Below are 23,551 nucleotides of genomic sequence, written 5' to 3'. Positions count from 1 at the left end.
AAATAAATCCTTTTAAAAGCCACAAGCTATGCTTGTGGCTCTTTTTTTAGAAATCTTTGCTAGCGTGTTTGAAGAGAGGTCTTTGGCATATCTTAAATGTCTTTCCTGATTTGATTTTTTTTAATTGGATGAGACTTGTATTCAGAGGTTTACCAATTTTCTATTTTACAAGGATTTTTCTATGCGTGAAGCTTGATAAAGCCTGTATTTTCATAGTTCTTTGTGAGAATCTCAGAGTTATGATGGTGTTTTTGAGTAATCTTTTATTTCATATTTACATAAAATACAAAACATATTAATTTTGCGTGTATTTTTAACAAAGCGTATTAAACATATCTTTGGTAAGGGTAATTCAATGCAATGTTTGCTTTTATCAAAGTTTTGGAAAGAAATTTACGGTTAGAATTATGGTCAAGATATTTAAAAATCATCTCTCTTTGTGCACTGTAACAACAGCTATCTTTCTTTTTGTGTCAATGTCATTGCAAAGGAACAAGCTGTTGTTGAGGCGCCATCTAGCGTTGCTGTTAATGGTAAGGAGCAAAATGGTAAAAATCAATTTGCATGTAATAGCGCACTTTCATCTTATCAGTACAATGATGGTAAAACACATTACATTAGCGAAAAAACGTATCAGAAAATTGATGGAAAGAGTGATGAAACTGTTGTCATACAAGCATCTCAAAAAAACACGCCTATTCTAGGGAAGAATATAACTATTAAAGATGCTTTAAATCCCGATGATTTAAATACAAGCTTTTGGAAGTATGGTATCGTGGCCGATAATTCGGGATCCGTTGAGATAGAAAAAGGGGTGATTGAATTTACAAAAAGTATCGCGGTTCAAACAAGAAGAAATGAGGGGCAAATCACTTTAAAGGGCGTTTCCATTACCGAAAAGGGTGAGCGGGTGATGTGTATAAGTGTCCATGAGAGAAATTCAGTTTTTCAGATGTCAGGGTATAGAGGCGCTGTCCAGTTTTTAGAAGGTGAAGTTAAAGCTTCCGATGCACATGGTGTTTCATTAGGGGGGTAGCATTATTGATATTATACAATCTATTGTTTTAGTAGAGGGAAATGCAGCTTATGAATTCTGTGTTGTAGGAGTGGAGACAGACCTCGTACGAACGAAGAGATTTATCGTTTTTGGGGGAGGCTGAGTTATTTGGAGGTTTGCCAGAAGGGAACTTGCCTAAACGAGGAAGTGTTTTTTTGTCCACGACTGTTTTAAAAGTTTCAAATGGTACGGCTGTTCATAGTAGAAAATCTGGTGGATTTGTTACAGTTTATAATAATTCTAGAATGTCCTAGAGATTTATTGTTAAAGGCTGAAGAGGTTTTTTTTATAAAGGTTGCAGCTGATGAATCTGCGCTTGTAGTGGGCGCGTATTGATAAAAGTTCTCATGCTGAATTTCGGTTGAGGAAGGGGACAAAATGGACTTTAACGCGATCCAAAAATCAAAGTTTGCAAAATACTGTTTCTTCTCACTTGATAGGTGCTTCATCAATTTCATTGCTCCATCTTATTGATAGTTCTCTTATTTTTGAACAACCAAATTCCAGTGAAGCTGGTCATGATCAAACACTTCGCGTTGAAAAGGATCAGGTGAGGTTTATAGGGCGGAGGGGCATGCACGTCTTTATCTCAATACATATTTGAATAAGAGGGGCGCTCTTAAAGAGCAAAAAACCGATCGTCTTTTAATCTATGGAGATGTTGAAGCAAAAACAACAGTCCATGTAGATGCTGTTTCTGGAAGTCCAAGGGGAGGCACAGGTTTTGAAGGCAATAACAAGGGTATCTCAATTATTCAGGTTTCTGGGAGAGCGAAGGAGGATTCTTTTAAATTAGACGGTGATTATGTTGCGTTAGATAATTTTCCTTATCAGTATAGGCTTTATGCTTATGGTCCAAAATCTCGACTAGGGAAGGCAAGTGCGGTTCAAAAATTAGTCGAGGGTTGAGGAGAACATTGGGATTTCCGCCTCGAGAATGAATATATTGAAGCTAATACTCGGTTGAATCCTGCTCCTAAGCTTCGTCCTGTTCTTGATCGTAGTTTAGAGCTAGAGATTTTAGAGATTAAAGCCGTTGTTCCACAAGTTCCAACCTATCTTCTTTTGCCAAATAGCATGTTTTATGCTGGTTTAATGGATGTTAATAATCAAAATAAGCAGTTGGAGGCACTGCGGATGACTTCCAGTGGAATGGTGGAAATTCATGAAAAACCTGCTTCATTTTTGCGTGGTTATGGTGGGAGTTACCGTTATGTCTCAGATTTATTTGCGCTTGAATATGGGTATAATGGTGATCTTACCTATAACGCTTTAGAGGCAGGTCTTTTGCTCAATACGATTGAAAATGCTGACAGCGCCATATCCTTTGGGGTTATGGGGTTTTATGGAAAGCTTTCTCTACAACCTGTCGATGTTGAGCAAAGTCAGAAAAGTGCATTTGATAAATGGACGGTTACAGCATATGGTACCATGCAGCATAATGTAGGCTTCTATGTGGATGGTCTTTTCTCCTATGGTTTGTTCAAAGGAGATATTCTCACCCTTGCACGAAGAAAGACAGCAACATTAAAGGGTAATCCTTTTAGTGCTTCTTTGACTGGCGGTAAAACGTTTGCAACAGGATATAAAGGTTTTGTTGTTGATCCGCAGGTTCAGGTTGTTTACTAACATCTCCAGTTTAATAAGGCCCATGATGTTGATGATTTCGACATTGAGATGGGAAAACTTGATCAATGGGTGGCCCGTGTTGGTGGACGTTTGGCGAAGATGTTCTCTTCCTCTCAGAAGGATCAAGAGGCTTCTTTTTATGGAAAACTTCATTTTACGCATGATTTTTAAGGAAAACAAACTGTGCATTTTAAAGATGCTTTCCAGTTGGGTGCTTTTGGTTCTTCTCTAGAAACTGGATTGGGTTTGAATGCCCGATTGTCTTCAAAAGTTGCGCTTCATGCTGATTTGGTTTATCAACACAAACTTACCAAGGCAGGCTTTTATGGCGTTAGTTTTTCTGGGGGATTGCGCTACCGTTTCTAGTTTGAACGTCTTTTAATCCATTCTTTAAAGAGCCACCAGCATTGCTTGTGGCTTTTTTTATCAATTGTTTTGCACAATTTTGAAAACAACTCTCTTACATATCTTTAAAATGCTTTCTTGTTTTTCTGTTCTTTTTCTGAAAATGAGGTTGGAGTGGGATTTTATATTTCAGAGCGTTCAATTTCTGCTTTTTATGATGATTTTTTCGATCAGTACATATTTGTAAGCTGTTTTTAAAGAACTGGTTTTTAGGGGAATGTGCGGTTGTTTATATTCTGCTTTGTTTCTACGCAGTTATGATAGTAATCATTGTGGTATTTCATCCTTATACGCATTTGAATATGGTTGTGGAGAGGTGCGCATTGAGTATAATGCCATAGAGGTTGTCATTTTGCTGAACAATATCAATATTGCATACAGTACTCTTTCTTTTAAGGTTATGGAGGCATATGAAACATTATCTTTGCAACCTTTGAATGTTGAACAAAGCCCAAAAAGGACCTTTCATAAAGGCGCAGTGACAGCATAGGGTAGCATGCAGGAGGATACGGGCTTTTATCTCAATGGTCTTCTTTCCTATGGCTTGTTTAAGGGTGATGTCATGATCCTTGAAAGGGGGAAGACGGCAACATTAAAGAACAAATCCTTTCAATGCTTCGTTGGTTGGTGGTAAAACATTTATAACAGGATATAAAGGTCTTCTTTTTGATCCGCAGATTCAGGTTATTTATCAAAATCTGCAATTTGATAAGGCATCCGATATTGATGGTTTTGATATTGAAATGGGAAAACTTCATCAATGGGTGATGCGTGTTGGTGGATGTTTAACGCAGGCACTTGCTGCTTTTGAAAAAGAGCCCGTTATTGCTTTCAATGGGAAACTTCATTTTGTCCATGGTTTTGGAGAAAAGCAGTTTGTGTATTTTAAAGATAAATTCCCGTTAGGTGCTTTTGGTTCCTCTTTAGAAGCAGGAGTTGGTTTTAATGCCAAATTGTCTTCGAACTTTGCGCTGCATGGAGATATAAATTATCAGTATAGATTGACAAAAGCAGGGTTTTCTGGAGTAAGTTTTTCTGCTGGTCTTCGTTATCTTTTTTAACAAAGGATGACATGTCCCTCTTATATAAAAGGCAGCAAAAATGCTGCCTTTTTATTTAGGGAAATCGTTCTTATTTCATCAAGGCTGTTTTGTTTATTAATAAAAAGGGCACAATGTATGACTTTTGAGGGCTGTGATTGAAAACATCTTGTTAGTGTGTTTTTTTGGGGGGAGGAAGAGGGGCTTTATGTTCAATTATTGCTAGGAGGGAACTACGGCTGTTTTATTTGTGATCATGGTTGTTTTCTTAAACAGAAATATTGATAATACCACATTCACCGTTTTCGCTGCCAAAGGCAAGGTTATGTCCGGTCTGATCCCAGTTTAGCGTTGAAATGGCGCTTTTCCCACAATCTTTTAGCAGGACTTCTTTTCCACTTTGAAAATGGGCGCACAAAATCATTCCGTCATTAAAGCCTATTGCTACGACGTCTTCGCTTGGATGGCATGAAACGGTATGAACAAGCGCATTTGCGCGTGTGCCTAGTTCCAGTGGTGCTTTACCCATAGGGCCATCTTTGCTATGAAAGGGCCAGACAATGGCTGCTGAGGCGCCTGATGTTGCTAGCCATTTTCCTTTTGCGCTCCAAGACCAGCTTTTGACTTTGCTTGGGTAGCCACTCATGCGTAAATGTTGCTTATCAGCGAGGCGCCAGCCATGTAGGGCATTTTCTTGCATGGTGGAAATGACATAGCAATTGTCTGGTGAGAAGGTGACATTAAAATGTGCTCCTTGCCATACCAGTGTGGTTGGAGGTGTTTGCGTTGAGAGCCAATGTAGGGTGACACCATTGTAATGGGCAACGGCAAGCCGTAAGCCCTTTGGAGCAAATGCAAGACTTTCTACACTGCGTTCATGCGTCAGCTCTTGTAGCCCTTGACCGACATTTGCCAATGCTAAACGTGAGGAGGAAAAAGCAAAAACTTTCCGTGGTCCAAAAGTAACTTTGTTTATCCATTGACCTTTTTGATGTCCCAGTACTTTTATCTGACCATCTGCTGTTGTTTGACAGGCTTTCCCGTCTTCTCCACCCGTGATAATCGCTGTGTTGTCGGGGGCAAAATGGCTTGAAATGATTCCTTGATGAGCTTCAACAACTTTCGGGATTGGGGTTAAAAAAACAATGAAACCTTCCACTGAAACGAAAGCGGGTTTGTTGTCAATAAAACCACAGGAGAGACAATAACTTTGAAGATTGTAATGGGTTATGCTTGGCATTGTTACTCGCTTATGCGCAATTTTCAAAACCAGTTTTAAGCTTTTCGGCATCAAGGGTGCGGCCGATAAAAACAAGCCGGCTTTGCCGTTTTTCATCTTCACGCCATGGACGTTGATGCTGCCCTTCAAGAATCATATGTATGCCTTGAATAACATATCGATCAGCGTCTCCTTGAAAGGCAATAATTCCTTTTAAACGCAAAATATCAGGACCTTGTTGTTGCGTAATGTGTTGAATCCATGGAAAAAACTTTTCTGGTTGAAGAGCACCGGTTGTTAAACTTACAGAAGTAACGGTAATGTCATGAAGGGGGGATGCGTGATGGTGTTGGTGATCATGATGGCAATCAGGACTACAGATATGGTCTTTATGTTGAGGATCAAGAAAATGGGGATCGTTCTCTAAAACACGTTGGAGGTCAAAGGAACCGAGATTGAGCAGTTTATCAAGAGGGATATTCGCGCGCTCTGTTGTATAAAGTACAGCTTGGGAATTAATTGCAAGAATAAGCGATTCAACCTGTGCACGCTCTTGTGCCGTAACAAGATCAATTTTATTCAAAAGAATGATATCAGAAAAAGCAATTTGATCTTCAGCTTCACGGCTCTTTTTAAGTTGAGAGGGGAGGTGTTTTGCATCAACGACGGCTATGACGCTATCAAGTGCGGTCTTTTCGTGTATAGTATCATCCATGAAAAAAGTTTGTGCAACGGGAATAGGATCCGCAAGTCCTGTTGTTTCTATAATGATCGCATCAAAGCGGTGAGAGCGTTGTATGAGGCTTTCCAGAATACGAATAAGATCGCCACGTACGGTACAGCAAACACAGCCATTATTCATTTCATAAATTTCTTCATCCGATGCAACGATAAGATCATTATCAATGCCAATTTCACCAAATTCATTAACGATAACGGCATAACGTTTGCCATGATTTTCACTCAGAATGCGATTGAGAAGAGTGGTTTTTCCTGAACCAAGATAGCCTGTGAGAACTGTAACGGGAATTTTATGGGGCATATTTTGTTTTTTTTCCATGGAGGATGCCTTTTATTGGAAGGTGTTTATTTTAAATTGATTGATATCATCGAGTAAATCACAAAGCCCACGAAGCACATGAGAGAAAATTGCTTCACCTGCTTGTGCTGTTGCTTTGCTTGCATTTCCTGCTACTCCTTGTTTATTAAGGTCACGCATTGTCCATCCAAAAGCATGAGGACCATAAGCGCGTAAATATTGATAATTGGCAATCATATCAGCTTGCTTATTGTAAAAATTTTTTGCCTTCTCCATATGCACTTTTTCTGGTGCGAGATAAAGCATTAAGGAGGTTTCTATGAAACCTCCATGGATATCAAGATGTTGTTGAGAGGGAGCTATGAAACCCTGCGGTAGGCCAAAACGACTCCAACTTGTTGCGATGGCAAGCATTGAAAAACGTCTTCGTAATTCGGTGATCACGATACTTATTAAAGGTGCATTGCCTCCGTGCGCATTGAGAAGAAGAAAACGCTCAATGCCTTTACGATAGCAGTTCTCACCGATATTTATCCACCGCTCGATAGCGTCAGAAAAGCTGAGTGTCTGTGTACCCGGAACATCCATATGTTCAATGGAATAGCCAATTTTTTCAACCGGTAAGAGCATGATCTCAAATTGCTCTTTTGTTTGTGTGGTGAGTGCTTTTGCAAAAGCTTCAGCAATAATCCAGTCAGTTTCAAAGGGGAGATGTTGTCCATGATATTCATGTGCGCCCAAGGGTAAAAGAGCAAGAAAAGGCGTGTTGGATACCATAAATTATTGTCCAAAAGAGAGGTTAAGAGAGATAAAATGATCAAAAATGGTGAGGTTATTTTTCTCAATTTAATCTATCTGTAGAAAAAACGCAAACAAGAGTGTTGTCGTGCATTTAAAGAGAGAGAACAAAAACAGCATTTTGTTAAAAACAGGAAAAGAGACCGTTGAAAAATATTCCCATTTCGGTGTACTATCGCCTTGTCGATGTTTAAAAGTAAAGTGTGTTTTATAAAAATTTTTGATGAGAAACCTATTTTCAAAACGCTAAGATTTTAGAATGATGCGCTTTATATTATATTTACTTGTTGCCAATGTTGTGACAACCTTTGCCTTAAGGCGCTTCATGAGAAGCATTTTTCTTTCTTCTCATATTTTTATCGATACGTTCATTTCATTTGTAATATGTAAGGGAATGATTTTAATTGATCCAACATCCACAAGATTGAAATGAGAGGTTCTTACGATGTTGGGGAGAGTTCAATAGGAAAAACGATGAATTCTCATTCTCAAGCAAATTGTTACGAATGAAGGGGCGTTTTCCTTTAAAAGGCAAAGAGTAATGTGTGGTTGTTGATGTGAAAAAGAAAGTGATGGTAAGGCTTATATTTTATATCACAATTGTGAGAATGTGCTTTATTCCATTTTATATGCAATGTAGCAAATTTATATGCAATGTAGCAAAATGGTATACTGTTTTTTAATCAATACAACTTTTAAAAATATCTCTGTAATTCATGATAGAAAAATTGCGTGGGTGGAGTGACAGGGAAGAGGTCTTCAGGGAAGTTTTGCTCAAGTGATGGGGTGGAGAGGTTCTGGCGTGTTCACTAAAGAGATAATGATTTTGAACGGTTAAGACGCGTATAATGAGGGTTTTTGTAAGGTAACTATTAAGATAACAAACCGATTGATTCTTTACAAAGGATGAGCACTTTTCATTTAAAAGCGAAGGAGGTCTACTATTCTAGTCGTTTTTATTGACCAGAATGAGAATAAAGAGCGCTAGTAAGAAAATTGAAAATAAAAGGAGACGATTTTCTTCTCTTTGCATTTATAACAGTTTTCTTTGCTTTATCATCAGGCACATTTTTTGTTTTATCTCTTAAATTACTGAATCTATATTTTATTTTTTATTGTAAGAAAACAAAACTGCTTAGCATTTTTGAGAATGCAAAACAGATCAGTTATATTATTTATTTTTATCTGTTGTAAATTTACAAAAAAGTAGGAACAGTCCATCTCTTCATGAATTATAAATATATTTCTTATGATGAATTGATTTTTAAATATCTTCTTTATTGTAGTATGAATTTATATCATTTTCAGGTAAGTTTTTTCATCATTTTTATGAATTCATTTGCATAATATTTTTTACTTTTTACATGAAATACATAATGTGTTATACTATAATTTATAGATATGATAAAACATATCATATTATCTATGGTGATTATGAGAATAAATTTTGTTTTTTATAACTGTAAATATTCTTTGAATTTCTTCAGTGAAGAAAAAGAGGAGCAAAGAAAGCTATATTGAAAAGTCGTATGTGTTTGTCCATTCTAACAGCGTCTATTCGGTGTTTTGTACAAACTGTAAAGTGCTGTGCGAACAGTATAAAAGTGCGATTTCAAGAAGGGACACCTGTTGCTACTATAGCAGCAACAGGAGAGGGTATGGCTATTGAAGTTGTAGAAGTTATTAAGGCTATAGACATGGCTGTTATTCGTGATGCTGAAGGGCAAGACAGATTTGCTTTTGGAAAAACTGAAAATGTCTCTTTATTTAAAGCGTTTTGGGGTGGTGTGGGTTTATAGTATGTTTGTCTTCTTTGCTCACCGGGGATCTTATTGGTGCTGTGTCGTCCATTGTAGGGTTATTTTTTTTTATCTTATAAGTTTTTTTGTTAATCTCATCGAAATTTCTCTCTTTTATTGGCGTGTTTTGTTGATCATTCTTGGAGAAAAATATCTTCACAAAAGCATTTGTGCTGTTGTGAAATTGTCTCACGTTTTTTAATGGGGGCTCGACCCTCATGTAGAAAAGAAAGCCATTGTGTTGCACATTCATGCGCTTTTTTTAAGAGATATTTCTTAAAGCAGCCAAGCCCATTTCACGACGCTGTCCATGGATGGTATATCGATAAATCTATTGCGCACCACTCTCTTTACGCTTGTGAAGGTACAAGCCTATTCTACATACTCTTTACCAGCCCCCAATGTTGCGAGAATCTTTGGCATTTAGACGATTCATAAGAGGTATTTTTCTCCTTTTTTTAGTGTTTTTTATCCACACGCTAATCCCCCTTATGATGTGTAAGGGGATGATTTTGATTGATTCAATATGAACAGATTTGCGATGAGAGAATCTTAGGATATTTAAGGCTCTCATTCTCTATGCAAAATGATGATTTATCTTTATAAATCAATCTATTGCCGTGAATAGAAAAGTGAAAAATAGAGGGCGCTTTGTTTATGCACGCGTAAAGGGGTTAAAATGATTTAAGCGCCCTTTTAAAAGAGTATAACCTGCTGTTTTTGCAGGATTATCGCTACTTTATAAGTCAAAAGAGTATAAAATTTTATTTATATACCTGTAGAAGAAAAGCAATTCAGTAATAGATCTTGTTTGGCGCGAAGACGTGCAATCCATTGGTCCTCACGAATAACAGTATTATGGATTGTAATGAGTTCATCTTTTTTTATTTCAGCTGTCACGGTTGCTTTTTCCAAAAGACCACAAGGAATAGCGTGATGAGCACGTGCTTCTACACTGTTCATGATCCAAGCACGATAAGTGTAAAGACCAATAAAATCTAACTGATCTCCAGGGTGTAAATCTTTTTTAGCAACAGCACAAACTTCTGCTACTGGAGTGCTAAGGGGGACCATATCTTTTTTCCCATAAAGCATAACACGTGCGCAGGTGAGGGGAACTTCCATTGCTGTTAAATGATAGGGACGATGGAAGGTAAAGTAAGGTCCTTGACCAACTTTTAAGTCCTCCATACGTTCGCGTAGACGGGGATGGGCTATTTCTGCAATGACAAAAACACCTGGGGATACGCCTTGACCTGTTGAATAATCGACAACACCATAATTGTTTAAAATACCCCCATCCTGTTTTGGAATAAGCATTTTGCTTAAATCCTGGAGTGCTGCTTGTGGACCATGCATTCCTGGGCAATCAGGGAGAAGCCCTGTTGCATTGGCAATGGCGGCCATTTCAACCATTGTTTTAGAACCTTCTATAAATTCAACCAACATGCGTACATTCATATTGCGTCGTGCTGCTTCTTCTTCATAAGCATCAGGTGTTGCATCAAAGATAAGCGGATTGTTTTTCCCTTTACCAGCTGCAACAATTTTGTGCCCAAGGGCTGAAACAAATTCAATGAGCTCCATGCAAGACGTTGGCTCATCACCGGCACCAAGTGTATAGACAAGGCCCCGTTTTTCTGCTTCATGTTTGAGATAAGCACCAATTGTAACATCTGCTTCAACATTCATTGTGACAAGATGTTTATTGTTTTCAAGTGTTTTAAGGCCAATTTCGGCACCAGCTTCAGGATAGCCTGTTGCATCAACGATAATATCGATTTGTTCATGATGTAAAATAAAATCAATATCATTTGTGGCGGCGATTAAACCTTTTTCGATGGTTTGCGTTAAAGCATTGGCACTTTCAATTTCGCGTGCATGACCCTTTTCTCCATAGGCTAACAGAGCGGCATCAAAAATACGTGATGGTGTTCGAGTGGCAACAGCTGCAACTGTTATGCCATCCATATGGGCAACACTTGAGAGCAAATCTGTTCCCATTTCGCCACAGCCAATCAGTCCAATGCGAATAGGGGGATGTTTTTCTGCACGCTGTTTTAAATCACGCGCTAAACCTGTTAGGCTGACATTGCTGGCCATGATTTCTTCCTATTTAAAAATTATTTTGCTCCAGAATACTTTTTTGCTCATAAAATGTGATTGCTCTTCAGATCGTTAACCTTTTATTCTTGATGCTCTAATCAATGGATTCTATAAAAGCAAGAGGGTGTGTTGGCTTTTGTCAAATAAAACAGGAATGGCGTGATGCAACGAAAAATAGCAGTACAAGATATCGCAGATTTCATAGGAAAAGAAATGGGTTTGTCGCAGTGGCATCTTGTGACGCAGGATATGATTAACCAATTTGCATGCGCAACAGATGATCATCAATGGATTCATGTTAATGAGGAAAGAGCTAAAAAAACCTCTTTTGGTGGTACTATTGCTCATGGTTTTTTAACATTATCGCTTTTGTCTACACTCGCTTATGAGGCTCTTCCAGAGTTGGAAGGAGCAACAATGGGGATTAATTATGGTTTTGATAAAGTGCGTTTTATGAGCCCTGTAAAAACAGGGGCACGGGTGCGTGCGCGTTTTGTTTTAAATGATGCTGAAATCCGCCCTTCTGGTCGCGTTGTTTTTCACTATGGCGTAACGTTAGAAATTGAACAGTTTAAAAAGCCTGCTCTTACCGCTCAGTGGCTTATCATTGCTATGGTTGGTGAGACGTCCGCAGATTTCTAAATTTTTTTAATGCTTTGTTTTGTCGAGTTTTTGTACAATTTTGTCAGAAGACCATTGAGTTATGACATTGAGAATGATCAAAAAAATGATAACGCTTGTCATAATGGGGATGTTATAACGTTGATAGCCATAGCGGATCGCCATATCACCTAAACCACCTCCGCCAAGATATCCAGCAAGTGAAGTGGCTCCGATAAGAGAAATAATCATGACGGTAAAACCTGTGATCAGGCGAGGGAATGCTTCAGGAATAAGAACATGCCTATTTCTAAATTTTTTTAATGCTTTGTTTTGTCGAGTTTTTGTACAATTTTGTCAGAAGACCATTGAGTTATGACATTGAGAATGATCAAAAGAATGATAACACTTGTCATAATGGGGGTGTTATAACGTTGATAGCCATAGCGGATCGCCATATCACCTAAACCACCTCCGCCAAGATATCCAGCAAGTGAAGTGGCTCCGATAAGAGAAATAATCATGACGGTAAAACCCGTGATTAGGCTAGGGAGTGCTTCAGGAATAAGAACATGTCTAATAATTTGAAGACGACTTGCTCCCATAGAACGGACTGCTTCAATGAGACCATTCTCAACTGTTTTAAACGAGAGCTCTGCCATTCTTGCATAAAAAGGAATAGCTGAAATGGTTAGGACAAAGATGACAGCAGGCATGCCTACACCTCTTCCTACAACGATACGCGTAAGGGGAAGAAGGTAAAATGCAAGAATAATAAATGGAATGGCACGAAGGCTATCAATGATAATACTCAAAGGGCGATTGATGAGGCATGAGGCAAAAATTCCTCCACGAGCTGTTGTATAAAGCACAAGACCAAGGGGGAGCCCGATAATGAGGGCCATAAAAGAAGCGCTTATTGTCATCATTATCGTGTCAAAAATGGCTCTGAAAAGTTCATGAGAGAGAATATTAAACATAACCTAACACCTCGCAATAGCGCCCTTTTTCACTCAACCATTTGACGGCGTTTTCTAACGCCTCTTTATTTTGGCTTGGAAGACCTAAGAATAAACGACCGATGGTTTCTCCTTGAACTGTATCAATGCCACCATGTAGAATACGTGCTCTTAAACCGATTGCATCTTCAAGAAGATGGAGAAAAGGCTGTTGGGCAATTTCACCGGCAATATTAATTTCAATGACGGCTTCTTGACCGATCGGTTTAAGATTTTTTGCAAATTTTTCAGGAAGTTGTGGAGTAACAAGTTTGAGCATGGCAATGGTTGTCTCTTCTTGTGGTGATGTGAAAATATCTTTCACACGTCCTTCTTCCACAATGCGTCCTTGATTGAGGACAATAACACGATGGGCAATAGTGCGCACAACTTCCATTTCGTGGGTAATGAGCACAATGGTAAGATTGAGGCGGTTATTGATATCAGCAAGAAGTTCTAGAATGGATTGTGTTGTTTCAGGATCAAGAGCAGAGGTTGCTTCATCTGATAATAATATTTTAGGATTAGCGGCGAGGGAACGTGCAATACCAACACGTTGTTTCTGTCCCCCTGAAAGTTCCACTGGATAACAGTATTCTTTACCACATAATCCTACGAGTTCAATAAGCTCAAGAGCGCGTTTATGGCGCTGTTTTTTGTTTATACCTTTTAATTTAAGGGGTAATGCAATGTTATCAAGAATATTTTGTGATGACAAAAGATTGAAATGTTGAAAAATCATGCCAATACGTTGACGGTAAGGCGCCCATTGTGTCTCTGTCAAATTTGAAATGTTGGTTCCTTCAAAAAGAATGTCCCCCGTATCAATTTTCTCTAAGCCATTTAAACAACGAATAAGTGTGGACTTTCCCGCTCCGCTGCGTCCGATAATGCCAAGGATTTCGCCGGCATGGATATCTAGAAATAAATTATCAATTGCTGGAAAACCAGCCGTTTTGCTGTAACAACGGCTGATGTTTTTTAAGGAGATCAGAGCGGGTTTTTCCATTCAATACTTCCCAAGCGATTGGGTAAAATTACCAGGATATTTGGCACAATTACCAAGATGTCTGCGCAGCTGGTCCAAAAATTTCTTTGATTTTTGCACGAACAGGCTCACTATTGTAAGCAGAAACTAATTTTTTAACCCATGGCTCATCTTTTTCGGCAGTTCGCACTACAATGATATTGTTGTAAGGGTTATTTTCTGCTTTTTCCCATGCAAGAGCATCTTTTTCTAAATTTAATCCAGAGACCAACGCCCAGTTTGTGTTGATAACCGCAATGTCAAAATCATTGAGTGCTCGCCCTAACATGCCGGCATCTAATTCACGAATTTGTAAGTTTTTAGGGTTTTCAACAATATCAAGTGGTGTTGCAAGAATATCATGAGGATCTTTTAACTTAATAAGACCTAGAGAATTGAGAAGAAGTAAAGCTCTTCCACCATTTGATGGATCATTGGGAATGCCAACCTGTGCTCCATCATGAAGTTCTTTTAACTGTTTTATTTTGTGGGAATAGACACCAATTGGGGCAATGAATGTGTATCCAACAACGGAAAGTTTGTAACCACGCTGTTCAATCTGGTTATTCAGATAAGGTGTGTGTTGAAAAGCATTGGCATCAATATCGCCTGCATTGACCGCATCGTTTGGTAGAGTGTAATCGGAAAAATAAACAAGTTCAATCTCTAAACCTGCTTTTTTTGCTTGTTCGGCAGCAACTTTCCAAACAGTTGCTTCATGTCCTTCCATAACACCGAGTTTGATTTTTGATTTGTCTGCTGCCATGGAAAAGCTCGGAGACAAAAAGAATGTAAAGAGAGAAAGGAGTAATCCAAGTGTGGTTTTCCAAGAGAATTTCTTTAATGTCATGTGTTTTTGCCTTTCTTTCCAAGCTTTTTTAAGGAAAGTTTTAATATATTTCTATTTTATGGAGATATGAGACTATAAAAGCTTCATAGAATATTCAATCATTTTTATGCAAAAGAAAATATTATTTTTTTCTACTGTAAGTATTTTTGCAAAAACACATCATTTGCTCGATACTCTTCGCTCAAATTCAGGCAATAAATTTTTGACTCTTCACCATTTTTCGAGGAACCAATGACGCTTTCAAAACTTCTTTACATGAATGATTGGCTGAAGAGCTAACCAGTAAGATAACGTTTTGGCGGTAAATCTACGAGAAGAATGGAGAAACTTGCATAATCAAGGCAAAATCCTCAAGACAAGAGCTCGTGTGTATGGAAGCGGTAGAGGATAAGGTAAGAGAAATTTTCTCAAAATGGGATGGGTCTTTAAGAGATCAAGAATGCGTATCCACTTGAACTAAATACAGCAAATTATTTGAAAAAGTGAATATTTTGCCTTTTATATTTTGGAGAGGAAAAAAGAATGTTAAAAGAGAAATTTTTATTAGCTACAATGCGTTTATTGTCTTTTGGGCGTTTATTGTCTTTTGGTGGGATTTTATTCGCTTTGAATGGAGTCGAGATGGCAATGGCCGCTCCTCATGCAGCGATTGGAACCGTTGCTCGTGTTGCAACAGGGCAGGTGGTTTTACGCACAGGTCCAGCAACAACTTATAAAGTGATTGCAAATATTCCAACGGGAGCAAAAGTGCAGATTAATGGGTGTCTTTCTCATAAGACCTGGTGTTTTCTTGGTTATAGGGGAAGAGTTGGTTGGGCATCTGCGCGTTATGTCAATGTCAACGATGTTCCTGTGATTTCTTTTACAAAGATGCATGTAAAACCAAATTCTATGGTAAAGGCACAAAAGAAAAGAGGACAGCAGACAGTTTCGGGCTCTAAAACTCTTACACTGCCTCAGAAAATACGCAAAAATGTGCAACAATTGTACCACAGAACAGATGTGATTCTTGACCCCACAGGGGTTAAAAAAAGGGATGAACGAACAATTTTGAATCCATCACCAACAGCACAAGGTGTTTCAGTAAAACACGTAAATGCGTATAACCCTTTTTTTCCAGATGATGTTAATTTCAAAAATTTTGAACGCAATGAAACGCGCTACCGTATTGTAACTTATCCTGCTCCACAGAGATAAAGCAAATCTAACGATTATTGAGATGACAGAAAAAACATAACAGCATGAAGCATTTTCACTTCATGCTGCTTTTTGTTTAGGCTGCTGATTTGGGCTTTATCAAATTACGGAAGATAAGCAATTCAGCAATTTGAATTGCATTGAGTGCTGCTCCCTTTCTTAAATTGTCGGCGACAACCCAGAAAGCTAGACCATTTTCAACGGTAATATCTTCACGAATGCGGCTAATGAAGGTATCATCTTCACCCGTGCCTTCATAGGGTGTTTTATAACCACCATCTTCGTGCTTATCAATTACTTGGCAACCAGGTGCATCGCGGAGAAGCGCTTGTGCTTCGTGGGCGCTGAGTGGTTTTTCAAATTCAACATGAACAGCTTCAGCATGACCAATAAAGACAGGAACACGGACAGCAGTTGCTGTTAATTTGATTTTCGGGTCAAGAATTTTCTTTGTCTCAACCGTCATTTTCCATTCTTCTTTTGTATAACCATCTTCCATGAAAACGTCGATATGGGGAATGACATTAAAGGCGATGCGTTTGGTGAATTTTTTTGATGTGATGGGATCTGCAACAAAAACAGCTCGTGACTGTTCAAAAAGTTCATCCATTCCTTCTTTACCAGCTCCAGAGACTGATTGATAAGTGGATACAACAACACGTTTGATGCTTGCTGCATCGTGGAGAGGTTTTAATGCTAAAACAAGTTGAATTGTTGAACAATTGGGATTAGCGATAATATTGCGCTTAGAAAATGCATCAATGGCTTGTGCATTCACCTCAGGCACAATTAATGGGATGTTGGTATCATAGCGCCAAGTGGATGAATTGTCGATGACCACACATCCGGACGCGGCAATTTTAGGGGCATATTCTTTGGAAATACTTCCGCCCGCAGACATAAGGCAAAGATCCGTGTCAGAAAAATCATAATTATCAAGTGCTTTTACTTTTAAAGTTTTATCACCATAAGAAACATTTTGCCCTAAGGAGCGTCGTGATGCCAAAGGAACGATTCCATGAGCAGGAAAACCACGCTCTTCTAGAATTGTAAGCATTTCACGACCAACATTTCCAGTTGCGCCAACAATTGCAACTTTAAAACTCATTTTTCCATACTCCTGTCCTTCTCTCTTTTTTCCTTAGGCAACCCTTATAAGAGTATGAGTTGGCCAAGAATATTAAATCATATTATTGGTTTTAGAGGTCTTACTTTCATGTATACTTATTTTTTCCTATAAGTAATACGGGTCGATTCATTTTTTAATTTGTCATTCTCTTGGTTGTTAAGAATTAAGAAAGCTTGAATATTTTACGCCAAGCCACATGCGGATCTCTTTGACAGCGCTTCAATTTAGTGAACTGCTTATCTCCTGTCAATTGTTTCCCTTGCGATGGTTACATTTTACAATTTATAATGATTGTATCATGCATTGTCTTTCTAAAGTTTTTCTCGTTTATTCATTACGTGTTTGTTCGTAGAGCACTATGAAAGGAATAGCACTTTTTTAGTATCGTTTTTGCTTTTTACTTTGTAATTTTCATGTAATATTTCCAGTAATGGTTACGCATTGTCTCGCGTTTTTGTTTTTCACGTTCTTTAAGGGGGGCATGACCCTCATGCAAAACAGAACGCCATTGGGTTGCGCATTCACGCGCTTGTTTTAAAGAGACATCTCTTAAAGCCCTCAAGCCCATTTTACGACGCCGCCTGTGAATGGTGTAGCGTAAAAGCCATGGAACATCACCATCTTTACGCTTATGAAGGTACAAGCCGGCTCCATCATAGCCTTGCTGAAGTTTTTCTCGTTTATTCATTACGTGTTTGTTCTTAGAGTACTACGAAAGGAACAACACTCTTTTTAGTATCGTTTTCGCTTTTTACTTTGTAATTTTCATTTAATCCTTTCAGTAATGATTACGCATTGCCTCACGTTTTTGTTTATCATTTTCTTTCATGGGATCACGCTCTTCATAAAGAATAGAACGCTATTGTGTTGCCAATTCACAGGTTTGTTTTAAAGAGACATCTCTTAAAGCCCCCAAGCTCATTTTACGACGCCGCCCCCGTGAATGGTATAGCGTAAAAGCCACTGAGCACCATCATCTTTATGCTTATGACGGTACAAACCGGCGCCATCATATTCTTTACCGCTTCCCAATGTTGCAAGAGCCCTGTTGCAAGAGCCCTTGGTATCTGAGACAATACATTACAGGCATTTTTACGCCTTTCTTCTCTCTCTTTTATCCACGTGATAATCTCATTTATAATGTGCAAGGGGATGGTTTTGATTGATCCAACATAAGCAGGTGTGGAATGTTTTGAAATGAAAGAATCTTACAATATTTTGGGGGACTCATTTAACAGGTAAAAAAGTAAATTATCTTTATAAATCAAAGTTCTATAAATTATAAAAGCGTTTATTTAAGAAAGATTCACTAAAATTATAAAAAATATAGTTCTTTTACATTAGATCAGAAACCAATCGCAAGATTGCTTTTTGTTTTTCGGGTTTGAGGACTCTGAAAGTTTTTAAAAGTTGATATTCGTCTTTGCTGGTTATTTTTTCATCATGGTGGTATGTGCTATCTTCTTTTGTTGCGATATCCGCATAAAAGAAGGAAATGGGAACCTCTAAGATATGAGCAATTTCTTGTAGACGTCCTGCGCCCACGCGGTTCAAGCCTTTTTCATATTTTTGGATTTGTTGAAATGTTATACCTAAATGCTTGCCTAATTGTTTTTGAGAAAGCCCCATGAGGCTTCTTCTGAAGCGAATTTTTTTGCCTATAGAAATATCATTCAAATGTGGATTTTTCGTTTGCACTTTATCCCCCACCAGCTGCGAGCGCCCTCGCATTTGTATTCCGGGGACTGGAAGTGCTGAACCTAAACAGCCTCTTGCTTTTAGTGCTTAGAGCACTTGGACATAACAAGAGCCCCCGGACTCCCGGGATACCCGCAAAGCGGGTTCATTTTTTGTGTTTAGGTTTTTCAGGCTTCCAGGCCCTATTGATCGCTGCGTATACGACCAAAACCACTGATCTCATTCTTAGGGCAATTTCTTGAGATCGTCAATCACAATGAAGGTAAGCACAGTGAAGACAAGTTTGCTTGTTGGTTTTTCTTACATTAAAGTGCAACTGTTGTAATGCAGGTTCACTCTTTTGAAGGGATTTTGGTCAATTGTTCTTCACGCTTTTTTTGATGAGCAATCGTTTGCGAAAATTAGCCGATTATTGCACCTTCAAAAATATTATGAGATGACGATATGGGTAAAAAAAGTCATTGCTGGTTTGATTTTGTTTGCTAACGGTTTTCTTGTCAATTTAATCTGTTTTTGAATGATAAATTGGTTTTCTGTGGGTATCAATGTTATTGATTATATTATAAATTTTAATTCCCGTGCATTTTTTATGCTCTCTTTATGATGCTTCTTCTAAAGCGAATTTTTTTGCCTATAGAAATATCATTCAAATGTGGATTTTTTGCTTGCACTTTATCCCCCACCGGCTGCGAGCGCCCTCGCATTTGTATTCCGGGGACTGGAAGTGCTGAACCTAAACAGCCTCTTGCTTTTAGTGCTTAGAGCACTTGGACATAACAAGAGTCCCCGGAATCCCGGGATACCCGCAAAGCGGGTTCATTTTTTGTGTTCGAGTTTTTCAGGCTTCCAGGCCCTATTGATCGCTGCGTATACGACCAAAACCACTGATCTCATTCTTAGGGCAATTTCTTGAGATCGTCAATCACAATGAAGGCAAGTTTGCTTGTTGGTTTTTCTTACATTAAAGTGCAACTGTTGTAATGCAGGTTCACTCTTTTGAAGGGATTTTGGTCAATTTTTCTTCCCGCTTTTTTGATGAGCAATCGTTTGCGAAAATTAGCCGATTATTGCACCTTTAAAAATATTACGGGATGACGATATGGGTAAAAAAAGTCATTGCTGGTTTGATTTTGTTTGCTAACGGTTTTCTTGTCAATTTAATCTGTTTTTGAATGATAAATTGGTTTTCTGTGGGTATCAATGTTATTGATTATATTATAAATTTTAATTCCCATGCGTTTTTTATGCTCTCTTTTGGTTAAGAGGATTTTATCCTGTTCTCATAGGAAAAAAGCTTTCTTATGAGGTGTTAATATGTTGCTTGTGAAACCATCTAGAGCAGATGAGACGTTGGGCGTTGGTAAAGAGAATGATGGAATTGGCGTGTTACCAAATGACTTTTTTAGCCAAATGGCTTTTTTAAAATGCGCGAAGAGTGAGACAATGAAGTTAAAAAAGAATTCAGCTTGATGAAGAGGTGATTGATAACAGGCTGCTACAAAAATGAATAAAGATTCTTTATTTTTTATATGTTGCCTTTTCACGATTTTGTAAAGGGCGCGCTTCTGAGGCAAGCATAATGGAAATGCCGTCACAAATAGGGTAAGCAAGATTTGCTTTGAATGAAATTAGTTCTTGTGTTTTTTGGTCTAAAGAGAGTGTTCCGCCTGTGATTGGGCAAACCAGTAATTCGAGCATTTTAGGATCGGTGGTCATTTTCATGAAGCAATCAATGATAACAGGCTGCTACAAGAAGATTCTTTATTTTTTATATGTTGCCTTTTCACGATCTTGTAAAGGGCGCGCTTCTGAGGCAAGCATAATGGGAATACCATCACGAATAGGGTAAGCAAGATTTGCTTTGAATGAAATTAATTCTTGTGTTTTTCGGTCTAAAGAGAGTGTCCCGCCTGTGATTGGGCAAACCAGTAATTCGAGCATTTTAGGATCGGTGGTCATTTTTTTCATGTTTTCGCAATCATTAGTTTAAATGGTAATGTGCTCCTGTTTGTTTCATAAGGGAGCGTTCTGTTAAAGCAAGAAGGGTTTGGGCACGAATATCAATATCTGAAGCCTCTAATAGAGCTTGTTTTTCTGCTGGTGTAAAGGGGATAAGAGCTGAAAAAGCATTCACTAATAGAGGTGTTGGTGCTTGCATGATACTGTCCCAATTATATTCTATTTCATGGATGGTAAGATATTTCTCAACAATGTCGAGGAGGTTTTCTCGATTAATATTTTCTGTAATATCGGGTTCTTCTAAATCTTGTATATTCGGTTGGATAAGAGCGGTGCGATAGAGGTTTGTATTCACCAATTCTTGTTCTAAAGTAAAGCGGCAAACCCCTTGTAATATAATGAAAAGATGCCCGTTTCCCATTTCATTGTAGTTGGTAATGCGCCCTATACAACCTATTTTGTAAAGTGGTGTGCAGAAACGGTCTGTCTCAGATGGAAGCGGTTGAATAATTCCTAATAAACGATTAGATACCATAACATTTTCAACCATTTCGAGCGTTTCTGGTTCAAAAATGTTGAGTGATAAAAAACCACCTGGTAGTAAAAGCGCTCCTTCTAAAGGAAAAAGAGCAATTTGCTTTGGTAGATCATGTTCGTCGTTGTAATGGACATTGCCCGCTTTCATGAGTATCTTGTAACCCTTATTTGTTGAAGTTTGGTATGTAAATAGCCGCAATTTATGACACTATTGAGAGACAATAATTGAGAGAGAAAAAAATAATCCCTTATGCGTTAAAGTGATGATAAAATATTCGAAATCTTTACTCTTAAAAGGTATGAAACTCCGTTATGAGGGTTACAGTTGCGCAAAAGAGGGTATTGTTTTGCAATCCTTTTGAGTGTTTAATACTTTGCAGTTTTTTTAAGCTATATCCTTACTGATAGCCCTTATGTAATTCTTCTCCTCACTTTCTTAAAGAGTGGCCATCTCATTTTCATAATACTCAAAAGGCTGTTTTCGTGATCAATGGTTGTTTTCAGGTTTGTTATTATGGATATGAGGAGAACGGATATCCCAATTTGCTAAATGAATAACTGTTTCCAATTAACAACCTTTACAGTGTTTCTTTACGGCTATTATAAATCGTTTAAAACAGTCTATGCAAGTTAAAAAATAAGACTAAACCCATCACTTTCCTGATGACAGTGTAAAAAAGATAGATTATAGATGAGAATATGCCGGAAAGAACATTGTCGTTTCTTTCATTCTTTTGCGGGAGAGTGCAGACTGCAAGCTTTCGCATCTGCCGCCGAAGGGGAAAACAGCCCATAATCTCTCAGGCTCTAAGGACCGTAAAAGAACTAAGGCGAATCTGGAAAGTCGGGAAGGTCCGCGCCGAAGGTGTAAGCGAAAGATTTTTTCGCGAGTCTCTCAGGTTTATAACAGAAGGGTGCGGAGGCGGCCATATTGTGTGGGCGTTAAGTGCGACTTTGGAGATATTATGGGTACATCACAAGAATTTGAAACATCTTCTTTTAAAATGCTTCCTTTACATCAATTGCACGAAAAGGCAGAAGCAAAATTTGGTGCTTTTGCTGGTTGGAAAATGCCTTTAACTTATCCTCTTGGGGTTATGAAAGAGCATCTTCATACACGTGCACATGCAGGGCTTTTTGATATTTCTCATATGAAATTAATTGCCGTTGAAGGACCACAAGCAGTGGAATTTTTATCCTATGCTTTTCCTATTAATGCTGCATTGTTAAAAATTGGTCAATCTCGATATAATTATTTGCTCAATGAACAGGCTGGAATTCTTGATGATCTTATCATTACCCGTTTGGCAGAGGGACGTTTTATGCTGGTTGCCAATGCTGGAAATGCGCAGGCTGATTTTGAAGAACTTGAGAAGAGAGCTGTTGGTTTTGCGTGTCAAGTCATTGCTCTTGAAAGAGTCCTGCTTGCTTTGCAAGGTCCAGAAGCGGCAGCGGTGATGGTTGATGCTGGGATGCCGGGTAATGAACTGTTGTTTATGGAAGGATTCGAACCACAACAAGATTGGTTTATAACGCGTTCTGGTTATACTGGAGAAGATGGTTTTGAAATTGCTCTTCCCATAGGGCACGCGCATGCATTGGCTGAAAAATTGCTGAGTGATTCTCGTGTAGAGTGGGTTGGTCTTGCCGCACGCGACAGTCTTCGGTTGGAAGCAGGGTTATGCTTGCATGGTAATGATATTACACCCGATACAACGCCCATTGATGCAGCGCTGACATGGGCTGTTCCTAAAAGTGTTCGAGAAAAAGCACAGTTTTATGGAGCAAAGGCTTTTCTTGAAGCACTGGAGAGAGGGCCTACGCGCTGTCGTGTTGGGTTAAAACCACAAACGCGTCAACCTGTTCGCGCTGGTGCGATGCTTTTCGATCATGAGGGCAAGCAGATTGGGGTGGTAACTTCAGGTGGTTTTGGTCCTTCTTTTGATGGTCCTGTAGCGATGGGCTACGTTCCTGTTGAGTGGAAAGTTGAGGGAACGGAAGTCTTTACAGAGTTGCGTGGCAAAAAGATTGTATTGTCTGTTCATTCACTTCCTTTTGTTGAACAACGTTATTTTAAAGGATAGTTTTCGATGCCTAAAATTTATTTTACAGAAGATCACGAATGGCTCAATGTTGAAGGACAAGTTGTGACTGTTGGGATTACGCATTATGCGCAAGAACAGTTAGGAGATTTGGTTTTTGTTGATTTGCCAAAAGAGGGAACGCAACTTTCCAAGGGAGATGCTGCTGCTGTTGTCGAATCTGTGAAAGCAGCTTCAGATGTTTATGCGCCTCTTAATGGTGAAGTGGTTGAAAAAAATGAGGCTTTGGTAGATAACCCTGAACTGGTGAATCAAAAAGCTGAAAAAGAAGGTTGGCTCTGGAAAATGACATTGCAGGATGAAACGCAACTTGAAGGGTTGCTGGATGAGGCTGCTTATAAAGCACTGATTGGATGAACGTC

Annotated in this window: 24 protein-coding genes, 5 pseudogenes and 1 riboswitch; of the genes and pseudogenes, 13 read left to right on the top strand and 16 right to left on the bottom strand. The window is 38.6% G+C overall.

The window, feature by feature from the left end:
• Positions 1 to 439 precede the first annotated feature (439 nt).
• The 8 genes and pseudogenes from NMK50_RS07445 to NMK50_RS07430 form a co-directional block, all read left to right on the top strand.
• The gene (locus NMK50_RS07445; RefSeq protein ID WP_254769946.1) at positions 440 to 1,036 is read left to right on the top strand and encodes a hypothetical protein; all 597 of its coding nucleotides are present in this window, start codon (positions 440 to 442) and stop codon (positions 1,034 to 1,036) included.
• Between the two features lie 110 nt (positions 1,037 to 1,146).
• Positions 1,147 to 1,311 (top strand): hypothetical protein, encoded by a 165-nt coding sequence (locus NMK50_RS07440; protein ID WP_254769945.1) that lies wholly within the window; start codon positions 1,147 to 1,149, stop codon positions 1,309 to 1,311.
• Positions 1,312 to 1,466: 155 nt separating this feature from the next.
• On the top strand, positions 1,467 to 1,661 hold the full coding sequence (locus NMK50_RS10630; protein WP_374112167.1) for a hypothetical protein: 195 nt from the start codon (positions 1,467 to 1,469) through the stop codon (positions 1,659 to 1,661).
• Entirely contained in the window at positions 1,658 to 1,966 is a 309-nt protein-coding gene (locus NMK50_RS10710) for an autotransporter outer membrane beta-barrel domain-containing protein (RefSeq protein ID WP_441296298.1), read from the top strand. Before NMK50_RS10630 ends, NMK50_RS10710 begins: the two co-directional genes overlap by 4 nt.
• Positions 1,967 to 2,020: 54 nt before the next feature.
• Complete coding sequence (locus NMK50_RS10705) at positions 2,021 to 2,686, top strand: autotransporter outer membrane beta-barrel domain-containing protein (RefSeq protein WP_441296297.1); 666 nt, start codon at positions 2,021 to 2,023, stop codon at positions 2,684 to 2,686.
• Between the two features lie 48 nt (positions 2,687 to 2,734).
• On the top strand, positions 2,735 to 2,857 hold the full coding sequence (locus tag NMK50_RS10700) for a hypothetical protein (RefSeq protein ID WP_441296296.1): 123 nt from the start codon (positions 2,735 to 2,737) through the stop codon (positions 2,855 to 2,857).
• 12 nt (positions 2,858 to 2,869) lie between these two features.
• Positions 2,870 to 3,052 carry a hypothetical protein gene (locus NMK50_RS10695; protein ID WP_441296295.1) on the top strand — a complete coding sequence of 61 codons (183 nt, stop codon included), beginning with the start codon at positions 2,870 to 2,872 and terminating at the stop codon, positions 3,050 to 3,052.
• A gap of 277 nt (positions 3,053 to 3,329) precedes the next feature.
• A pseudogene (locus NMK50_RS07430) lies at positions 3,330 to 4,152 on the top strand (autotransporter outer membrane beta-barrel domain-containing protein); the annotation flags it as partial.
• Between the two features lie 247 nt (positions 4,153 to 4,399).
• Here NMK50_RS07430 and NMK50_RS07425 read toward each other — a convergent pair.
• Genes NMK50_RS07425 through NMK50_RS07415 form a run of 3 tightly spaced genes read right to left on the bottom strand, consistent with a single transcriptional unit; the run spans position 4,400 to position 7,166 of the window.
• Positions 4,400 to 5,371 carry a WD40 repeat domain-containing protein gene (locus NMK50_RS07425; protein ID WP_254771216.1) on the bottom strand — a complete coding sequence of 324 codons (972 nt, stop codon included), beginning with the start codon at positions 5,369 to 5,371 and terminating at the stop codon, positions 4,400 to 4,402.
• 10 nt (positions 5,372 to 5,381) lie between these two features.
• Complete coding sequence (locus tag NMK50_RS07420) at positions 5,382 to 6,410, bottom strand: CobW family GTP-binding protein (RefSeq protein WP_254769944.1); 1,029 nt, start codon at positions 6,408 to 6,410, stop codon at positions 5,382 to 5,384.
• Between the two features lie 12 nt (positions 6,411 to 6,422).
• On the bottom strand, positions 6,423 to 7,166 hold the full coding sequence (locus NMK50_RS07415) for a creatininase family protein (RefSeq protein ID WP_254769943.1): 744 nt from the start codon (positions 7,164 to 7,166) through the stop codon (positions 6,423 to 6,425).
• A gap of 1,538 nt (positions 7,167 to 8,704) precedes the next feature.
• Between NMK50_RS07415 and NMK50_RS07410 the strand changes: the two genes are divergently transcribed.
• Entirely contained in the window at positions 8,705 to 8,986 is a 282-nt protein-coding gene (locus tag NMK50_RS07410) for a hypothetical protein (protein ID WP_254769942.1), read from the top strand.
• Positions 8,987 to 9,156: 170 nt separating this feature from the next.
• On the opposite strand, the pseudogene NMK50_RS07405 reads toward NMK50_RS07410, so the two are convergent.
• A pseudogene (locus NMK50_RS07405) lies at positions 9,157 to 9,431 on the bottom strand (integrase); the annotation flags it as partial.
• Positions 9,432 to 9,754: 323 nt separating this feature from the next.
• Complete coding sequence (locus NMK50_RS07400; protein WP_254769941.1) at positions 9,755 to 11,089, bottom strand: NAD(P)H-dependent oxidoreductase; 1,335 nt, start codon at positions 11,087 to 11,089, stop codon at positions 9,755 to 9,757.
• A 165-nt stretch (positions 11,090 to 11,254) separates the two neighbouring features.
• On the opposite strand from NMK50_RS07400, the gene NMK50_RS07395 reads away from it, so the two are divergent.
• Positions 11,255 to 11,734: a MaoC family dehydratase gene (locus NMK50_RS07395; protein ID WP_254769940.1), complete on the top strand. Its 480-nt coding sequence runs from the start codon at positions 11,255 to 11,257 to the stop codon at positions 11,732 to 11,734.
• A gap of 6 nt (positions 11,735 to 11,740) precedes the next feature.
• Here the strand turns inward: NMK50_RS07395 and NMK50_RS07390 are convergent.
• The 4 genes and pseudogenes from NMK50_RS07390 to NMK50_RS07375 form a co-directional block, all read right to left on the bottom strand.
• A pseudogene (locus NMK50_RS07390) lies at positions 11,741 to 12,001 on the bottom strand (ABC transporter permease subunit); the annotation flags it as partial.
• Between the two features lie 11 nt (positions 12,002 to 12,012).
• Positions 12,013 to 12,672 (bottom strand): methionine ABC transporter permease, encoded by a 660-nt coding sequence (locus tag NMK50_RS07385; protein WP_254769939.1) that lies wholly within the window; start codon positions 12,670 to 12,672, stop codon positions 12,013 to 12,015.
• Positions 12,665 to 13,699, bottom strand: a complete 1,035-nt coding sequence (locus tag NMK50_RS07380; protein WP_254769938.1) for a methionine ABC transporter ATP-binding protein — start codon at positions 13,697 to 13,699, stop codon at positions 12,665 to 12,667. The genes NMK50_RS07385 and NMK50_RS07380 overlap by 8 nt, the downstream gene beginning before the upstream one ends.
• A 49-nt stretch (positions 13,700 to 13,748) precedes the next feature.
• Positions 13,749 to 14,567, bottom strand: a complete 819-nt coding sequence (locus tag NMK50_RS07375) for a MetQ/NlpA family ABC transporter substrate-binding protein (protein WP_254769937.1) — start codon at positions 14,565 to 14,567, stop codon at positions 13,749 to 13,751.
• A gap of 522 nt (positions 14,568 to 15,089) precedes the next feature.
• Here NMK50_RS07375 and NMK50_RS07370 point away from each other — a divergent pair.
• On the top strand, positions 15,090 to 15,764 hold the full coding sequence (locus NMK50_RS07370) for an SH3 domain-containing protein (protein WP_254769936.1): 675 nt from the start codon (positions 15,090 to 15,092) through the stop codon (positions 15,762 to 15,764).
• A gap of 76 nt (positions 15,765 to 15,840) precedes the next feature.
• On the opposite strand, the gene NMK50_RS07365 is transcribed toward NMK50_RS07370, so the two are convergent.
• The 7 genes and pseudogenes from NMK50_RS07365 to NMK50_RS07335 form a co-directional block, all read right to left on the bottom strand.
• On the bottom strand, positions 15,841 to 16,872 hold the full coding sequence (locus NMK50_RS07365; protein WP_254769935.1) for an aspartate-semialdehyde dehydrogenase: 1,032 nt from the start codon (positions 16,870 to 16,872) through the stop codon (positions 15,841 to 15,843).
• A gap of 442 nt (positions 16,873 to 17,314) precedes the next feature.
• Positions 17,315 to 17,581: pseudogene (locus NMK50_RS07360) on the bottom strand (Arm DNA-binding domain-containing protein); the annotation flags it as partial.
• A gap of 93 nt (positions 17,582 to 17,674) precedes the next feature.
• Positions 17,675 to 17,970 (bottom strand): annotated as a pseudogene (locus NMK50_RS07355) (Arm DNA-binding domain-containing protein); the annotation flags it as partial.
• Positions 17,971 to 18,228: 258 nt separating this feature from the next.
• Positions 18,229 to 18,591: a helix-turn-helix domain-containing protein gene (locus tag NMK50_RS07350; RefSeq protein WP_254769934.1), complete on the bottom strand. Its 363-nt coding sequence runs from the start codon at positions 18,589 to 18,591 to the stop codon at positions 18,229 to 18,231.
• Positions 18,592 to 20,109: 1,518 nt separating this feature from the next.
• Positions 20,110 to 20,307, bottom strand: coding sequence for a Trm112 family protein (locus NMK50_RS07345; protein WP_254771215.1), 198 nt, complete (start codon positions 20,305 to 20,307; stop codon positions 20,110 to 20,112).
• Between the two features lie 45 nt (positions 20,308 to 20,352).
• Entirely contained in the window at positions 20,353 to 20,559 is a 207-nt protein-coding gene (locus NMK50_RS07340) for a Trm112 family protein (RefSeq protein WP_254769933.1), read from the bottom strand.
• Between the two features lie 13 nt (positions 20,560 to 20,572).
• Positions 20,573 to 21,235, bottom strand: coding sequence for an LON peptidase substrate-binding domain-containing protein (locus tag NMK50_RS07335; protein ID WP_254769932.1), 663 nt, complete (start codon positions 21,233 to 21,235; stop codon positions 20,573 to 20,575).
• Between the two features lie 579 nt (positions 21,236 to 21,814).
• Positions 21,815 to 21,914, top strand: a riboswitch (glycine riboswitch).
• 138 nt (positions 21,915 to 22,052) lie between these two features.
• On the opposite strand from NMK50_RS07335, the gene gcvT reads away from it, so the two are divergent.
• Positions 22,053 to 23,171, top strand: coding sequence for a glycine cleavage system aminomethyltransferase GcvT (gene gcvT / locus NMK50_RS07330; RefSeq protein ID WP_254769931.1), 1,119 nt, complete (start codon positions 22,053 to 22,055; stop codon positions 23,169 to 23,171).
• Between the two features lie 6 nt (positions 23,172 to 23,177).
• The gene (gcvH, locus tag NMK50_RS07325) at positions 23,178 to 23,546 is read left to right on the top strand and encodes a glycine cleavage system protein GcvH (protein WP_254769930.1); all 369 of its coding nucleotides are present in this window, start codon (positions 23,178 to 23,180) and stop codon (positions 23,544 to 23,546) included.
• Positions 23,547 to 23,551: the final 5 nt, after the last annotated feature.

Origin of the sequence: Bartonella harrusi (genome assembly GCF_024297065.1) — a bacterium.
GTDB classification, from domain to species: Bacteria; Pseudomonadota; Alphaproteobacteria; order Rhizobiales; family Rhizobiaceae; genus Bartonella; species Bartonella harrusi.
Note: the sequence above shows the minus strand (reverse complement) of the source record. Positions and strands in the feature narration are given on the sequence as shown.

Excerpts from the sequence above, each read along its gene's own strand:
- NMK50_RS10700 (WP_441296296.1), top strand. The coding sequence starts at position 2,735 with ATGGGAAAACTTGATCAATGGGTGGCCCGTGTTGGTGGACGTTTGGCG.
- NMK50_RS07425 (WP_254771216.1), bottom strand. The coding sequence starts at position 5,371 with ATGCCAAGCATAACCCATTACAATCTTCAAAGTTATTGTCTCTCCTGT.
- NMK50_RS07420 (WP_254769944.1), bottom strand. The coding sequence starts at position 6,410 with ATGGAAAAAAAACAAAATATGCCCCATAAAATTCCCGTTACAGTTCTC.
- NMK50_RS07415 (WP_254769943.1), bottom strand. The coding sequence starts at position 7,166 with ATGGTATCCAACACGCCTTTTCTTGCTCTTTTACCCTTGGGCGCACAT.
- NMK50_RS07400 (WP_254769941.1), bottom strand. The coding sequence starts at position 11,089 with ATGGCCAGCAATGTCAGCCTAACAGGTTTAGCGCGTGATTTAAAACAG.
- NMK50_RS07395 (WP_254769940.1), top strand. The coding sequence starts at position 11,255 with ATGCAACGAAAAATAGCAGTACAAGATATCGCAGATTTCATAGGAAAA.
- NMK50_RS07385 (WP_254769939.1), bottom strand. The coding sequence starts at position 12,672 with ATGTTTAATATTCTCTCTCATGAACTTTTCAGAGCCATTTTTGACACG.
- NMK50_RS07380 (WP_254769938.1), bottom strand. The coding sequence starts at position 13,699 with ATGGAAAAACCCGCTCTGATCTCCTTAAAAAACATCAGCCGTTGTTAC.
- NMK50_RS07375 (WP_254769937.1), bottom strand. The coding sequence starts at position 14,567 with ATGACATTAAAGAAATTCTCTTGGAAAACCACACTTGGATTACTCCTT.
- NMK50_RS07370 (WP_254769936.1), top strand. The coding sequence starts at position 15,090 with ATGTTAAAAGAGAAATTTTTATTAGCTACAATGCGTTTATTGTCTTTT.
- NMK50_RS07365 (WP_254769935.1), bottom strand. The coding sequence starts at position 16,872 with ATGAGTTTTAAAGTTGCAATTGTTGGCGCAACTGGAAATGTTGGTCGT.
- NMK50_RS07345 (WP_254771215.1), bottom strand. The coding sequence starts at position 20,307 with ATGACCACCGATCCTAAAATGCTCGAATTACTGGTTTGCCCAATCACA.
- NMK50_RS07340 (WP_254769933.1), bottom strand. The coding sequence starts at position 20,559 with ATGAAAAAAATGACCACCGATCCTAAAATGCTCGAATTACTGGTTTGC.
- NMK50_RS07335 (WP_254769932.1), bottom strand. The coding sequence starts at position 21,235 with ATGAAAGCGGGCAATGTCCATTACAACGACGAACATGATCTACCAAAG.
- gcvT (WP_254769931.1), top strand. The coding sequence starts at position 22,053 with ATGGGTACATCACAAGAATTTGAAACATCTTCTTTTAAAATGCTTCCT.
- gcvH (WP_254769930.1), top strand. The coding sequence starts at position 23,178 with ATGCCTAAAATTTATTTTACAGAAGATCACGAATGGCTCAATGTTGAA.